Source organism: Tardiphaga sp. 619_E2_N8_4 (genome assembly GCF_051810905.1).
Lineage (GTDB): Bacteria > Pseudomonadota > Alphaproteobacteria > Rhizobiales > Xanthobacteraceae > Tardiphaga > Tardiphaga robiniae.
In genome coordinates this window covers 2,740,577-2,754,631 of record NZ_JBPWQJ010000001.1, presented here as the reverse complement: position 1 = coordinate 2,754,631, position 14,055 = coordinate 2,740,577, and the positions used below count along the sequence as shown (strand labels likewise).

General features: G+C 60.9%; 13 protein-coding genes. 4 read left to right on the top strand and 9 right to left on the bottom strand.

From position 1 onward, the window contains the following. Positions 1-65: 65 nt before the first annotated feature. The 8 genes from AB8A23_RS13155 to cysG form a co-directional block, all read right to left on the bottom strand. Positions 66-1,106, bottom strand: coding sequence for a sulfate/molybdate ABC transporter ATP-binding protein (locus AB8A23_RS13155; RefSeq protein ID WP_089265416.1), 1,041 nt, complete (start codon positions 1,104-1,106; stop codon positions 66-68). Continuing rightward, positions 1,096-1,989 carry a sulfate ABC transporter permease subunit CysW gene (cysW, locus tag AB8A23_RS13150; RefSeq protein WP_175368311.1) on the bottom strand — a complete coding sequence of 298 codons (894 nt, stop codon included), beginning with the start codon at positions 1,987-1,989 and terminating at the stop codon, positions 1,096-1,098. Before cysW (AB8A23_RS13150) ends, AB8A23_RS13155 begins: the two co-directional genes overlap by 11 nt. A 6-nt stretch (positions 1,990-1,995) precedes the next feature. Beyond that, complete coding sequence (gene cysT, locus AB8A23_RS13145; protein ID WP_420878685.1) at positions 1,996-2,832, bottom strand: sulfate ABC transporter permease subunit CysT; 837 nt, start codon at positions 2,830-2,832, stop codon at positions 1,996-1,998. Between the two features lie 66 nt (positions 2,833-2,898). Continuing rightward, positions 2,899-3,888 (bottom strand): sulfate ABC transporter substrate-binding protein, encoded by a 990-nt coding sequence (locus AB8A23_RS13140; RefSeq protein WP_093757326.1) that lies wholly within the window; start codon positions 3,886-3,888, stop codon positions 2,899-2,901. A gap of 207 nt (positions 3,889-4,095) precedes the next feature. Next, positions 4,096-4,608: a DUF934 domain-containing protein gene (locus AB8A23_RS13135; protein ID WP_175368310.1), complete on the bottom strand. Its 513-nt coding sequence runs from the start codon at positions 4,606-4,608 to the stop codon at positions 4,096-4,098. Then, entirely contained in the window at positions 4,595-6,250 is a 1,656-nt protein-coding gene (locus AB8A23_RS13130; RefSeq protein ID WP_175368309.1) for a nitrite/sulfite reductase, read from the bottom strand. Before AB8A23_RS13130 ends, AB8A23_RS13135 begins: the two co-directional genes overlap by 14 nt. Positions 6,251-6,262: 12 nt before the next feature. After that, complete coding sequence (locus tag AB8A23_RS13125; RefSeq protein WP_089265421.1) at positions 6,263-6,577, bottom strand: DUF2849 domain-containing protein; 315 nt, start codon at positions 6,575-6,577, stop codon at positions 6,263-6,265. Next, positions 6,574-8,010 (bottom strand): siroheme synthase CysG, encoded by a 1,437-nt coding sequence (gene cysG, locus AB8A23_RS13120; RefSeq protein WP_439059518.1) that lies wholly within the window; start codon positions 8,008-8,010, stop codon positions 6,574-6,576. Before cysG ends, AB8A23_RS13125 begins: the two co-directional genes overlap by 4 nt. 302 nt (positions 8,011-8,312) lie before the next feature. Here cysG and cysP point away from each other — a divergent pair, with 302 nt between their 5' ends. The 4 genes from cysP (at position 8,313) to AB8A23_RS13100 (ending at position 13,560) form a co-directional block, all read left to right on the top strand. Next, the gene (cysP, locus tag AB8A23_RS13115) at positions 8,313-9,329 is read left to right on the top strand and encodes a thiosulfate ABC transporter substrate-binding protein CysP (protein WP_089265423.1); all 1,017 of its coding nucleotides are present in this window, start codon (positions 8,313-8,315) and stop codon (positions 9,327-9,329) included. A gap of 225 nt (positions 9,330-9,554) precedes the next feature. Then, positions 9,555-10,382, top strand: coding sequence for a sulfate ABC transporter permease subunit CysT (cysT, locus tag AB8A23_RS13110; RefSeq protein ID WP_089265424.1), 828 nt, complete (start codon positions 9,555-9,557; stop codon positions 10,380-10,382). Further along, a complete protein-coding gene (gene cysW, locus AB8A23_RS13105; protein ID WP_439059519.1) occupies positions 10,382-11,269 on the top strand; it encodes a sulfate ABC transporter permease subunit CysW in 888 nt (295 codons plus the stop codon). The genes cysT (AB8A23_RS13110) and cysW (AB8A23_RS13105) overlap by 1 nt, the downstream gene beginning before the upstream one ends. A gap of 131 nt (positions 11,270-11,400) precedes the next feature. Then, entirely contained in the window at positions 11,401-13,560 is a 2,160-nt protein-coding gene (locus tag AB8A23_RS13100; RefSeq protein ID WP_175368305.1) for a malate synthase G, read from the top strand. Positions 13,561-13,683: 123 nt separating this feature from the next. Here the strand turns inward: AB8A23_RS13100 and AB8A23_RS13095 are convergent, their stop codons facing one another. Continuing rightward, a complete protein-coding gene (locus tag AB8A23_RS13095; protein ID WP_086937086.1) occupies positions 13,684-13,839 on the bottom strand; it encodes a Thivi_2564 family membrane protein in 156 nt (51 codons plus the stop codon). Positions 13,840-14,055: the final 216 nt, after the last annotated feature.

Here is a 14,055-nt window from a genome sequence, read left to right as displayed (position 1 = left end):
GGGGCCGTTGTTGCACACCAACCGTGGCTGAAAGGTGAACGCAGGGGATTTTTAGAAAGCGCCAGTCACTCCTGCCCGGCAAAGATCCGGTAGCGCCGCGGCTGCAGGCTGATCGCATCGCCCGTGGTGAGCGGACGGTCGCGCGGGGCATCGATCTCCACCAGCGTATCATCGCCAGACAACGCGATGTCGGCGCGCTGGATCGGGCCGAAGGTGCGGACGCGGCGCACGGTGCCTTCGAGGGCTCCCTCGCCGAGCGGACCGATCTGCATGTCGTGACGACGAACAAACAATTTCGACGGTCCGCTTGCGCTGCCCGCATCGATGTTGAGCGGGCGATGGCCGAGCTTCACCTGGCCGTCGCTTACATCGACCGGGAGCACGATCGATTCACCTATGAATGAGTGCACGAAAGCCGTCGCCGGGTTATCGTAAACGTCGCCAGGCGTGCCGATCTGTTCGATCTTGCCCTTGTCCATCACCACGACGCGATTGGCGACTTCGAGCGCCTCCTCCTGGTCATGCGTGACGAAGATCGAGGTGACGTGGATTTCCTCGTGCAACGTGCGCAGCCACTGCCGCAACTCCTTGCGGACCTTGGCATCGAGCGCACCGAACGGCTCGTCGAGCAGCAGAATGCGCGGCTCGATGGCGAGCGCACGCGCCAGCGCAATACGCTGCCGCTGGCCGCCGGAGAGCTGGCTGGGATAGCGATTGGCGAGCCAGTCGAGCTGCACGAGATCGAGAAGCTCCTTCACCCGCGCGCGGATCTGCGCTTCGCTCTTGCGCACGGCGCGAGGCTGCACGCGCAGGCCGAAGGCCACATTCTCGAACACGCTCATATGGCGGAACAACGCATAGTGCTGAAACACGAAACCGACGTGGCGCTCGCCAGCGCCCCGCGCCAGCGCGTTTTCACCATCGAACGAGACTTCGCCGGAATCCGGCCAATCGAGCCCTGCGATAATTCGCAGCAATGACGTCTTGCCGGAACCGGACGGTCCGAGCAGCGCGAGCAACTCACCATCAGCAACCCTGAGGTCGACATTATCCAGCGCCTTGAAGGCACCGTACTGCTTTACGATATTCCGAACTTCAATCGTCACGGGGCAGCTGTCCTTCTTCAATCTGGCCTTCGAGGATGGTCTTTGCGATCAGCGTCAAGAGCGCCAGCAGAGCCAGCAATGACGCGATCGCGAACGACGCCACCAGTTGATATTCATTATACAGGATTTCCACCAGCAGCGGCATGGTGTTGGTCTCGCCGCGAATGTGGCCCGACACCACCGAAACCGCGCCAAACTCACCCATCGCCCGCGCATTGCACAACAGTACGCCGTAGAGCAGGCCCCATTTGATGTTGGGGAGCGTCACCACAACGAAGGTACGCCAGCCACTCGCCCCGAGCGATATCGCAGCCTCTTCCTCCTGCGACCCCTGTTCCTGCATCAGCGGAATCAATTCCCGGGCGACGAACGGGAAGGTGACGAAGGTGGTCGCCAACACGATCGCCGGCACGGCAAACAGAATGTTGATGCCATGCGCCATCAGCCATGGCCCAAAGAAACCCTGCGCACCAAACAGCAGCACGAATACCAGACCGGAGATAACGGGGCTGACCGAGAACGGCAGATCGATCAGGGTGACCAGCAAGGTCTTGCCCCTGAATTCGAATTTGGCCACCGCCCAAGCGGCGGCAACGCCGAATACCAGATTGAGGCTGACCGAGATCACTGCTGTGATCAGCGTCAGCCAGATGGCCGAGAGCGCCTCGGAATCTCCCAAGGCCGACAGATAGAACCCAACGCCCTTGGACAATGCCTCCGAGAATACCAAAATCAGCGGCAGGACCACGAACACTGTCAGGAACATCACTGCGACACCGATAATGATGCCGCGCACGAGCCATGGCTCGGTATGCAGGTCCTGTCGTGCCACGGACTGGGCGCGCTCCACGGTGACTGGCGAATTGATAATTGTAATGGTCATGTCAGGTCAACTCACGGCCAGCGCGCGTGTCTGCGCCCAGCGCTGCAGCCGATTGAGCACGAAGATGATCAGGAATGAGAAGACCAGCATGACCACCGCGATCGCTGTCGCATCGGCGTAGCGGAATTCCGACAGCCGGATGACGATCAAGAGCGGCGCAATCTCCGACACATTTGGAAGGTTGCCGGCGATGAAGATCACGGAGCCATATTCGCCAACGGCGCGGGCGAAGGCCAGCGCGAAGCCGGTGAGAATGGCCGGCGTGAGGCTGGGAATGATGACGCGGGTGATGGTCTGCCAGCGAGAGGCACCGAGACAGGCCGCGGCCTCTTCGATCTCGACATCGAGATCGATCAGCACCGGCTGCACCGTCCGCACCACGAACGGAATGCCAATGAAGACCATCGCCAGGAAAATTCCGAGCGGCGTAAACGCCACTTTGATGCCGAGTGACGCCAGCGGCGCGCCGAGCCATCCGTTCTGCGCGAACAATGTCGTCAGCGCGATGCCTGCCACTGCAGTGGGCAGGGCGAACGGGATATCGACAATGGCATCAAACAGCCGGCGACCGGGAAACCGGTACCGCACCAGGGCCCAGACGATAATCAGGCCAGCGACCAGATTGACCAGCGCAGCCGCGAAGGCCAATCCGAACGAAATCCTGAGCGCGTGTAATGTGCGGTTGCTGGTGACGGTATCGAGGAATTGCGAGAGGCTGAGATCCGCTGTCTTGACGAACAACCCCGCCAGCGGGATCAAAATCAAAAGCGACAGCCATGTCAGGGTCAGGCCCATGCTCAGGCCGAACCCCGGCAACGAACTTCGTTTAGGTGCCGCGCTCACAATGTCCCCTTGCTTTGGTAAAAGCCCCAGACCGGCATACCGGTCCGGATGTTTCGCTGCGAACGATCAGTTCTTGTAGATCTTGTCGAACACGCCGCCGTCGGTAAAGTGCTCGCTCTGCGCCTTGGTCCAACCTCCGAACACGTCGTCGATCGTAAACAGATCAACCTTGGCGAAGGAAGCCTCGTACTTTTTGGCAGTATCGGCATCACGCGGACGATAGAAATTGCGCGCGGCGATCTCCTGACCTTCCTTGGTGTACCAGTATTTCAGATAGGCCTCGGCAGCGGCTTTAGTACCCTTTTTATCAGTGACGGTATCAACGACGGCGACCGGCGGCTCGGCGAGAATTGAAAGCGACGGCGCGACGATCTCGAACTTGTCCTTGCCGAATTCCTGGATTGCCAGATACGCCTCGTTTTCCCAGGCCAGCAAGACATCGCCGACGCCGCGCTGGACGAAGGTGATGGTCGAGCCACGCGCGCCGGTATCGAGAACCGGAACGTTCTTGAAGATGTTACCGACGAATTCCTTTGCCTTGTCCTGCGATCCATATTTCTTCAGAGCATAGCCCCAGGCGCCGAGATAGTTCCAGCGCGCGCCACCAGAAGTCTTCGGATTTGGCGTGATGACGCTGACGCCGCTCTTGATCAGATCGTCCCAGTCCTTGATGGCCTTGGGGTTACCCTTGCGCACCAGGAAAACGATGGTCGACGTATAGGGTGATGAATTCTGCGCCAGGCGCTTCTGCCAGTCCTTCGCCAGCAGGCCCTTATTGGCGATTGCGTCGATGTCGTAGGCGAGCGCGAGGGTGACCACATCGGCTTGCAGACCATCGATCACAGAGCGCGCCTGCGCCCCCGAGCCGCCATGCGACTGCTTGATCTCGACGCTCTTGCCGGTTTCCTTCTGATACGCAGCAGCGAACGATTTGTTGAAATCGACATACAGCTCGCGCGTCGGGTCATACGACACGTTGAGCAGCGAAATGTCTGCCGCGTGCGCCGATGTTGCAATTAAGAGACCCGCAATGACGGGAAGAATACGACGGACCATTTTGATCTCCATCCAACCTCACGACACGATCGTCATGAGGTGGGGGCAAAATCTTGAAGAAGCACCGCTAAGTCAACGAAACCAGATTCCAATGTTGGCGGCATGACGGCAGCAATGTGCTATGAATATGCCTTCGTATGGAGACCGTATCGCGCGCTGGTCATTTGTCATCAACCAACGCTGCGAAAGCCGTCGACATGCGGCGAATTAGCGCGCGTTCTCCGCATGACGCAACTGCATGCGCTGATGCAGCGCCGTGATGCGACCATCGCCGGTCGGCTGATAGAACACAGTGTAGCGTTTCACCGTAGCCGCGAACGCTTCCGCATCGGCATCCTTCTTCACTTCAAATGAATCGAAACCGGCGCGCAGCAGGATGACGAACTGATCGCGTAACACTTGGCCGGTTGCCCTTAATTCGCCCTTGTATTTGTAGCGTTCACGCAGCAGGCGCGCCTGGCTGTAGGCTCGGCCGTCGCGGAACGACGGGAAGACCAGCGCGACTACCGCGAGCCTGTCGAGATAAGGCACTAGCTCTTCCGGATCGCGGTTATTCGGCCAGATCACACCGGTCGGGCTGCTGCGCTTCAGCAGCGCCTCCGGATCGGCGAGAAAACGCGCAGCCGGAATCAACGCCGCTCCGTCGACCGGAATCTCCGCATCGTCGGCCACGTGAATATAGCCGTCGGCAACGATCTTGCCTTGCTTAACGAGTGGCATAAACGCGCTCCTTGAACGGCTCGACGCCGAGGCGTTCGACAGTCTGGACAAACAATTCGTCCGGCCGGGCACGCAGTGCCAAATAGGCTTCGACGATATCCTCGATGACGTCGGCTACCTCGGCAAAAGGCACCGCCGGTCCGATCAGGGTGCCGACCACGGCATGCTCGTCGGCACGGCCACCGATTGTGATCTGGAAGAATTCCTCGCCGTTCTTCTCGACGCCGAGAATACCGATATGGCCGACATGGTGATGGCCGCAGGCATTGATGCAGCCGGAGATGTTGATATGCAGCCGACCGATCAGCTCCGCGAGATCGTTATTGGCGAAACGCCGCGTTAGTTCCTGCGCGATCGGGATCGAACGCGTATTAGCCAGCGAGCAGTAGTCCAGGCCAGGGCATGCGATGATGTCGGTGACCAGATTGACGTTCGGCGTGGCGAGGCCGAGCTTGTCCAGCTGCCGCCACAGTGCGGGCAGATCACGCCTGGCCACGCTCGGCAGCGCTAGATTTTGCTCATGGCCCACGCGGATTTCGCCGAACGAGTATTTGTCGGCAAGATCGGCAACCGCATCCATCTGGTCGGCCGTGGCATCGCCGGGCGGGCCACCCACCGGCTTCAACGACAATGTCACGATGGCGTAGCCGGTCCGCTGATGCGGCGCGACCGAGTTCTTGAGCCAGCGCGCAAAATGCGGATCAGCCGACGCGGCCGCCAACTCGTCCGGCGTGTCGGAGAGCTTCTGATAGTGCGGATAGCTGAAGCGCGAGCGGATATCCTCGACAACCTCGTTGTCCAGCGTCAGCGAACTCTCGCGCGTCGCCAGCCACTCATCCTCAACTTCGGCGGCGAATTTCTCGATGCCCAGCTCATGAACCAGAATCTTGATGCGCGCCTTGTAGATATTGTCGCGGCGGCCATACTGGTTGTAGACGCGCAGGATGGACTCGACGTAGCTCAGAATGTCGCGGCCGTGCACGAACGGCTTGATCACCTTGCCGATGAATGGCGTGCGACCGAGGCCACCGCCGACCAGCACTTCGAAGCCAGTTTCGCCGGCCTCGTTCTTGTGAATTCGCAGACCGATGTCATGCACCTTGATCGCCGCGCGATCATGGGCCGACGCAGTGATCGCAATCTTGAACTTGCGTGGCAGGAACGAGAATTCCGGATGCATGGTCGAATACTGCCGCAGCAATTCCGCCCAGATGCGCGGATCCTCGACCTCGCCCGGCGCGACACCTGCCCATTGATCGGTGGTGACATTGCGTGTGCAATTGCCCGAGGTCTGCATCGCGTGGATGCCGACCGAAGCAAGATCTTCCAGCGCATCCGGCAGATCGGCGAGCTTGATCCAATTGAACTGGATGTTCTGCCGTGTGGTGAAGTGGCCATAGCCGCGGTCATAGCGTCGCGCCACATGCGCCATCTTGCGCAGTTGCGGCGATGACAGCGTGCCATAGGGAATGGCGACGCGGAACATATAGGCGTGAAGCTGAAGATAGACGCCGTTCATCAACCGCAGCATCTTGAACTCATCTTCGGTGAGTTCACCTGCGAGGCGGCGCTTCACCTGATCGCGGAATTCCGAAACACGCTCGTTGATCAGCGTGCGGTCGATTTCATCATAAGCATACATAATTCAGGTGCCTTAAGCCGAAGCCGGAAGGTCGATGGTGACGCCCTTGCGGCGAATCTGTTCACGGAGATTGCCGGGCTCGACGGTGCCGTTGTCGTTCACGGCGACCGGCGCGATATAGGGACCGATGGCGCCAACGTCATCGGCTGTGGATTCAGCAAGCAGCGCACGCGCATCATCGGCAGTGCGCACGATGGCAGCCTCTGCGAGGTCGGTGGTCCAGCCTTTATGGGCATCGCGATAAATCACCACGCCGTCCCAGGTACGGTTGGCAGTCACCACCGACGGGCCGGTGATCTTGATTTTCTGTTGCAGCGGAGAGGTCATTCGGCAGCCACCAATAAATCTGAAACGAGCTTGTTGATCTGAGCGGCCCGCCACGGCGCGGAATGCGCCACGACATCGCCAATGATGAGAACCGCCGGACCGCCATCGATCTGGTCGACCAGCGCCGGGAGATCGTCGAGCACACCCACCGCCGCTTGCGCGTCCGGACGCGTCACGCGCGCAAACACGCCAACCGGCGTTTGTGGCGAGCGCCCGGCAGCGAGCAATCCAGCGCGGATCGTGGGGGCAGCGGTCATACCCATATAAACAACGACGGTCATCTTCTCGTCGGTGAGCGTCGACCAGTCGACCTTGTCGGCGTCCTTTTCCTTGTGAGCCGTCAGGAAAGTGATGCGCAGTGCTTCGCGGCGATAGGTCAGCGGCGCCTCGAACATAGCCGCAGCGCCAAGGCCTGCGGTGATGCCGGGAATAACGGAGTAAGCAACACCCGCTTCGCGCAGCGCTTCGATCTCCTCGCCACCGCGCCCGAAGATGAAGGGATCGCCGCCCTTCAAGCGCACGGCGCGTTGCCCAGCTTTCGCGGCTTCGATCAGCAATTTGTGGATCGCATCCTGACCGATACCGGGCTTGCCGACCCGGCGACCCACGGGAATGCGCGATGCATCCCGGCGGATGCGGTCGAGCACTTCGGGGGACACCAGTTCGTCGTAAAATACAATGTCCGCGTCCTGCAGCGCACGCAGCGCCTTGATGGTCAGGAGATCCGGATCGCCCGGCCCTGCTCCCACCAGCGTGACGTGACCTTCGACAACGCCGGTCTGCGCTGCACCAGCATAGATCGAGAGATCGGCGATTTCCGTCAGCGCCTTCTCGGCCTCGGTACCACGCCCCGCCAGCACCAGCGCGCCGATCGGACCATCGACGATGCGCTCCCAGAACCTGCGACGCAACGGAGCCTCGACGATCTTGTCGTTGATCGGTTTGCGCCAGCGCCCGATGAAGCCCGCGAGATCGCCGATCCGCGCAGGCAGCATCGCCTCAATCTTTTCGCGTACACGCCGCGCCACCACCGGCGACGCACCGCCGGTTCCAACGGCGACGACCACATCGCCGCGGTCGACGATGGCCGGAAAGATGAAAGTGGAGTGCGCAAGCTCATCCATTACATTGACGGGCACGCCGCTCGCTTTGGCGCGGGCAGCCACCGCGTGACCGAGTTCACCGGTGCCGGCGCAGAGCACCGCGATGCACCCCGAAAGATCGGCGGTCACCGGATCGCCCTCGACATGCTCAATGCGCGCCACGCCCTCGGCATCGAGCCCGGACGTGTCACGATTGCCGTCCGTCGCGTACCAGCGAATCCGCGCACCGGCCGCCAGCAGCAGCCTCAGCTTGGCGCGCACGAATTCGCCCTGGCCGACAAGAATGATCGGCCCGGTCTGCAAATCGAGGAAGACAGGCAGAAACCGCATACATACTCCGCTGCCCCAAAATTCGGGGGTTGACTGGAATTATATTCTATATATCTCTCGATAACGAGGCGCAAAGAGAAGATTTTATCTTCTTCGAGGCGTTCTAACTATAGAATTTTTACCCTCAAACACCAAGCGTCGTAGATGCTTCTTCTCAATAACGGTCGGCCGACGCAGGAGTTGCGTGAAACCGCGCCCGTGCCCGCCCCCGTTGCGCAGCAAATTCCGGACCGTTTGCCGGGCAAAACGCCGCAGCCGCCGCTCCCGGCCATCCGATCGCTCTCACTCACAGGGGACTACACGTGAACCGTTTCATCATCGCTCTCGCCGCCGGACTCGGCATTCTCGCGACTGCACCCGCCCAGGCGCAGACGCCGAACACGCTGCTCAATGTCTCCTACGACATCTCGCGCGAGCTCTATGCCGAGATCAACGTTGCTTTCGCCAAGCAGTGGAAGGCCAAAACCGGCCAGGACGTTACCATCAACCAGTCGCATAACGGCTCGTCGCGCCAGGCACGCTCGATCCTCGAAGGTCTCGAGGCCGATGTGGTGACCTTCAACCAGGTCACCGACGTGCAGGTACTGTATGATCGCGGCAAGCTCATTCCGGCCGATTGGGCCAAGCGGCTGCCGAATAATTCCTCGCCTTATTACTCGCTGCCGGCCTTCCTGGTGCGCGCCGGAAATCCAAAGGGGATCAAGGATTGGGACGATCTGGTGAAGCCGGGCGTGCAGGTGATTTTCCCGAATCCGAAGACCTCCGGCAATGCACGCTACACCTATCTAGCCGCCTATGCCTTCGCGAAGAACAAGTATGGTGCCGACAAGGCTGACGACTTCATCAAGAAGCTGTTCGCCAATGTCCCGGTGTTTGACACCGGCGGCCGCGCCGCCACCACGACCTTCGTCGAGCGCGGTACCGGCGATGTGCTGATCACCTTCGAGGCCGAGACCTCGTCGATCCGCGACCTCGCGGGCAAAGATGCCGGCGGCAAGGACAAGTATGAAGTGGTGGTGCCACCGACCAGCGTGCTCGCCGAATTCCCGGTGACCGTCGTCGACAAATATGCCGACAAGCACGGCACCAAGGCCCTCGCGACCGCCTATCTTGAATTCCTGTATTCGCCGGAAGGCCAGGACATCGAAGCCAAGGGCTATAACCGCGTCACCGACAAGACCGTGATGGCAAAATACAAGGACAAATTCCCGGAAGTGAAGCTGTACCGCGTCGAGGACGAATTCGGCGGCTGGGACAAGCTGAATGCCGAACACCTCAATCCCGGCGCAAAGCTGGACACACTGTTCGGCGGGAAGTGAGCCACAAACTCCATCATGCCCGGGCTTGACCGGGGCATCCACGTCTTGGCTGCAAATGGACTAAGGACGTGGATGGCCGGGAACATCTAGCGAAGCGGCGCTTCGCGCTTTGCCCGGCCATGACATGGGAGAGGACGGGCGCCTGCATTAGACGACCTCGCCGCATTCCCTTTCCGCGCAAATCGTCTAAGAGAAGCCCCAACGGCTTCACACACGGACCTTCCCTTGCGACGTAGCGTCATTCCAGGTTTCGGGCTCTCGCTCGGCATTACGCTCTTTTATCTCGGAGCGATCGTGCTGTTGCCGCTCTGCGCGCTGATCCTGAAAGCCTCGGACGTCGGGCTTGCGCAATTGTGGGACATCCTGTCGTCGCCGCGCACACTGTCGGCCATCCGCGTCACCGTGACGATGGCGCTGGCGGCCACCGCATTCAACGCCATCTACGGCCTGCTGCTCGCCTGGGTGCTGGCGCGCTATCAATTTCCCGGCAAGCGCATTCTCGACGCGCTGGTCGACGTGCCCTTCGCGCTGCCGACCGCCGTGGCCGGCCTCGCGCTGACGGCGCTGTTTTCCAAGAAAGGCTGGTTCGGCGCACCGCTCGATGCACTTGGCATCCAGGTCGCCTACGCACCGCTCGGCATCGCCATCGCGATGGCCTTTACCAGCATTCCCTTCGTGGTGCGCACGGTGCAGCCGGTGATCGAGGATCTCGGCTCCGATGTCGAGGAAGCCGGCCGCTCGCTCGGCGCCAATGATCTGCAGATTCTCTGGCGCGTAATCTTCCCGGCGATCTTTCCGGCGTTCCTCGCCGGCTGCTCGCTGTCCTTCGCACGCAGCCTCGGCGAATTCGGCGCGGTGATTTTCATCGCCGGCAACCAGCCGATGAAGACCGAGATCGTTGCCCTGCTGACCTATATTCGGCTCGAGGAATACAACTACCAGGCTGCCGCCGCGATTGCCGTGGTAATGCTGGCGATGGCTTTCGCCATGCTGATTGTCACCAACGCGGTGCAGGCCTGGAACCTGCGTTATCTCGGCCGGGGAGATGTGTAATGTCGCATCCGACGAGTGAACGCGCCCATACCGAATGGATGGTGACGCCCGTCGGTGCCGGCCCAGTGACGCGCCGCGTGGTACTTGGCATCGTCGCGATCCTCACATTGCTGTTCCTGATCGCACCGCTGGCGTTGATCTTCAGTTCAGCGCTGTCGCAAGGCATCGGCACGTTTTTCAACAGCCTCGCCGAGCCCGGCACGCAGCATGCCATTCTGTTGACAGTCACCACCGCGCTGATTGCTGTGCCGATCAACATCGTGTTCGGCCTCGCTGCGGCGTGGACAGTGACCAAATTCGTCTTCCCAGGCCGCACGCTCCTCATTTCGCTGATCGAACTGCCCTATTCTATCTCGCCGATCGTCGCTGGCGTCGCCTATATCTTCGTCTATGGCTCGCAGGGCCTGTTCGGCCCGCTGATCGAAGCCATGGGCATCAAGGTGATGTTCGCACTGCCGGCGATCGTGCTCGCCAGTATGTTCGTGACCGCGCCGTTCGTGGCGCGTGAGTTGATCCCGCTCATGCAGGTGCAAGGCACCGATGAAGAGGAAGCAGCAGTGACGCTCGGCGCCTCCGGCTTTGCGACCTTCCTGCGCGTGACGCTGCCCAACGTACGTTGGGCCGTGCTCTATGGCGCGATCCTGTGCAATGCCCGCGTGATGGGTGAATTTGGCGCCGTCTCCGTCGTCTCCGGCAACATCCGCGGCCAGACCACGACGCTGCCGTTGCAGATCGAACTTCTGTATCAGGACTACAATGTCGCCGGCGCCTTCGCAGCGGCAACGGTGCTGACGGCCGTGGCACTGCTCACCATCGTGATCAAGGTGGCGCTGGAGCGGATCTCGCCGGATCACGCGCAGGCCGCGGCCCGGCCGCCCGGCCACTGATCCCTTTAGGGGACTTCTCACCGGGTAGCGTTTGGCGTTAAAAGGTCCCATGGGCGCCGCGGTTTGGCGCCGTTTATGCTTATACTCCCTGAAATTAGAGCAGAATTGCCGCTTCTCGCGAGAAAGACACCATGAAACGCATCGACGCCCACGGACTGCAGATCGCCCCCGTCCTGTTCGACTTCATCGCCAAGGAAGCCGCCCCCGGGACCGGCATCCAGCCGGATGCGTTCTGGGCCGGCGTCGCCGCTCTCATCAAGGACCTCGGCCCGAAGAACCGCGAACTGCTCAAGGTGCGCGATACGCTGCAGGCCAAGATCGATGCCTGGCATCTGGCCAACAAGGGCGCCTTCGACATGAACGCCTATACGGCGTTCCTCAAGGAAATCGGCTACCTCCTCCCGGAGCCCGCGACCAAGCAGGTCGAGACTGCCAATGTCGATATCGAGATCGGCCAGATCTGCGGCCCGCAGCTCGTGGTGCCGCTCACCAATGCGCGCTACGCGCTGAATGCCGCAAATGCGCGCTGGGGCAGTCTCTACGATGCCTTCTACGGCACCGATGCGATCCCGCACGATCCGTCTGAAGGTGGCAAAGGCTACAACAAGGCACGCGGCGACAAAGTCATCGCCAAGGCAAAAGCCTTCCTCGATCAGGCCGCGCCGCTCGCCACCGGCAGCCACACCGATGTCACGGCCTACAGCATCATTGCGGGCCAGCTCTCGGCCAAGCTCAAGAGCGGCAACCTCACCGCGCTGAAGAACGAATCCCAGCTCGCTGGCTATCTCGGCGAGCTCGCCACCCCGACCTCGATCCTGCTGGTCAATAACGGCCTGCATATCGAAGTGAAGATCGATCGAACCAACACCATTGGCAAGGACGACTCCGCTGGTGTTGCCGACATGATCATGGAGTCGGCCGTCTCGACCATTCTCGACATGGAAGACAGCGTCGCCACCGTCGACGCCGACGACAAGGTGCTGGTCTATCGCAACACGCTCGGCCTGATGAACGGCACGCTCTCAGCCGATTTCGAAAAGGGCGGCAAGACGCTGAAGCGCGCGCTCAATGAAGACCGTGTCTACAAGACGATCGACGGCAAGAACCTGACCCTGCATGGCCGCAGCCTGATGCTGATGCGCAATGTCGGCCATCACATGTTTACGGATGCGGTGCTCGACAGCGCCGGCGAGGAAATTCCGGAAGGCCTGCTCGATGCCGCCGTTGCCGGCCTGATCGCAATCCACGACCTCAAGAGCAAGGGCCCGATCCGCAACAGCCGCACCGGCTCGATCTATATCGTCAAGCCGAAGATGCACGGCCCCGATGAAGTGGCACTGACCTGCGAAATCTTTGCGTACGTTGAGAAACTGCTGTCGCTGCCCGAGAACACCATGAAGGTCGGCATCATGGATGAGGAACGCCGCACCACGGTGAACCTCAAGGCCTGTATCCAGAATGCATCCAAGCGCATCATGTTCATCAACACAGGCTTCCTCGACCGCACCGGCGACGAGATCCACACGTCGATGGAAGCGGGTCCGATGATCCGCAAGAACGACATGAAGGCGACGCCGTGGATCAAGGCTTATGAAGAGTGGAACGTGGACGTCGGCCTGATCGATGGCCTGCCGGGCCATGCCCAGATCGGCAAGGGCATGTGGGCCGCGCCCGACAAGATGGCGGACATGCTCACGCAGAAGCTCGGCCATCCGCAGGCGGGCGCCACCACCGCATGGGTGCCCTCGCCCACCGCCGCGACGCTGCACGCGTTGCACTATCATCAGATCGATGTCGCCACGCGGCAGAAGGATCTCGCCAAGGGCGGGCCGCGCGGCAAGCTCACCGACATCCTCACCATTCCGGTGTCGCAGTCGAACTGGGCGCCGGATGATGTGAAGCAGGAGATCGACAACAACTGCCAGGGTATCCTCGGCTATGTCGTACGCTGGATCGACCAGGGCGTTGGCTGCTCCAAGGTGCCGGACATTCATGGCGTCGGCCTGATGGAAGATCGGGCCACGCTGCGCATCTCTGCCCAGCACCTTGCCAACTGGCTGCATCAGGGCGTCATTACCAGGGATCAGGTGATGGAATCGCTGAAGCGCATGGCTGTGGTGGTGGACGAGCAGAACAAGGGCGACGCGCTGTATCAGAACATGGCGCCCTCGTTCGACGGCGTCGCCTTCAAGGCCGCCTGCGACCTGATATTCGAGGGACGCGCACAGCCGAACGGCTACACTGAGTACATCCTCACCGCGCGCCGCCGCGAGGCGAAGGCGCTGGCTTGATACACTCTCTGTCGTCATGGCCGGGACAAGCCCGGCCATGACGAATGAGAGAGTGTCGATCGCATCGGCTGCAAGCAAAAAAGCCCCGGCAAACCGCCGGGGCTTTTTTGTTAGTTCATCTCGCTAGAAAACCGCGATGTATTTCAGCAACGAGATCACACCGAGAATGATCACGACGACGCGGCAAATCTGCTTCGCGCGGCCGTCGATCGGCAACAGATTGATCAAGTACAGAATGAGAATGACGACGAGAAAAGTGATCAAGACGCCGACGAGCATGTGCGTATCCCCCCAGACTCAATGAAAATGAATAGCAGCCCCGGCCATCGCCACAGCTGCTCAACAGTGATCCAACGTGGGCGAGAGCATTGGGTTCCCGGACCGGAACAAAAGAACCTCGCCAAACTAGGCACGCAAGCTGGCTCTCAGGTCACCGACGGTCACGTAGAATCCGCGCCGCCAGCGGAGTGCCCAACCCGCGCGGAGAAGCAGAAC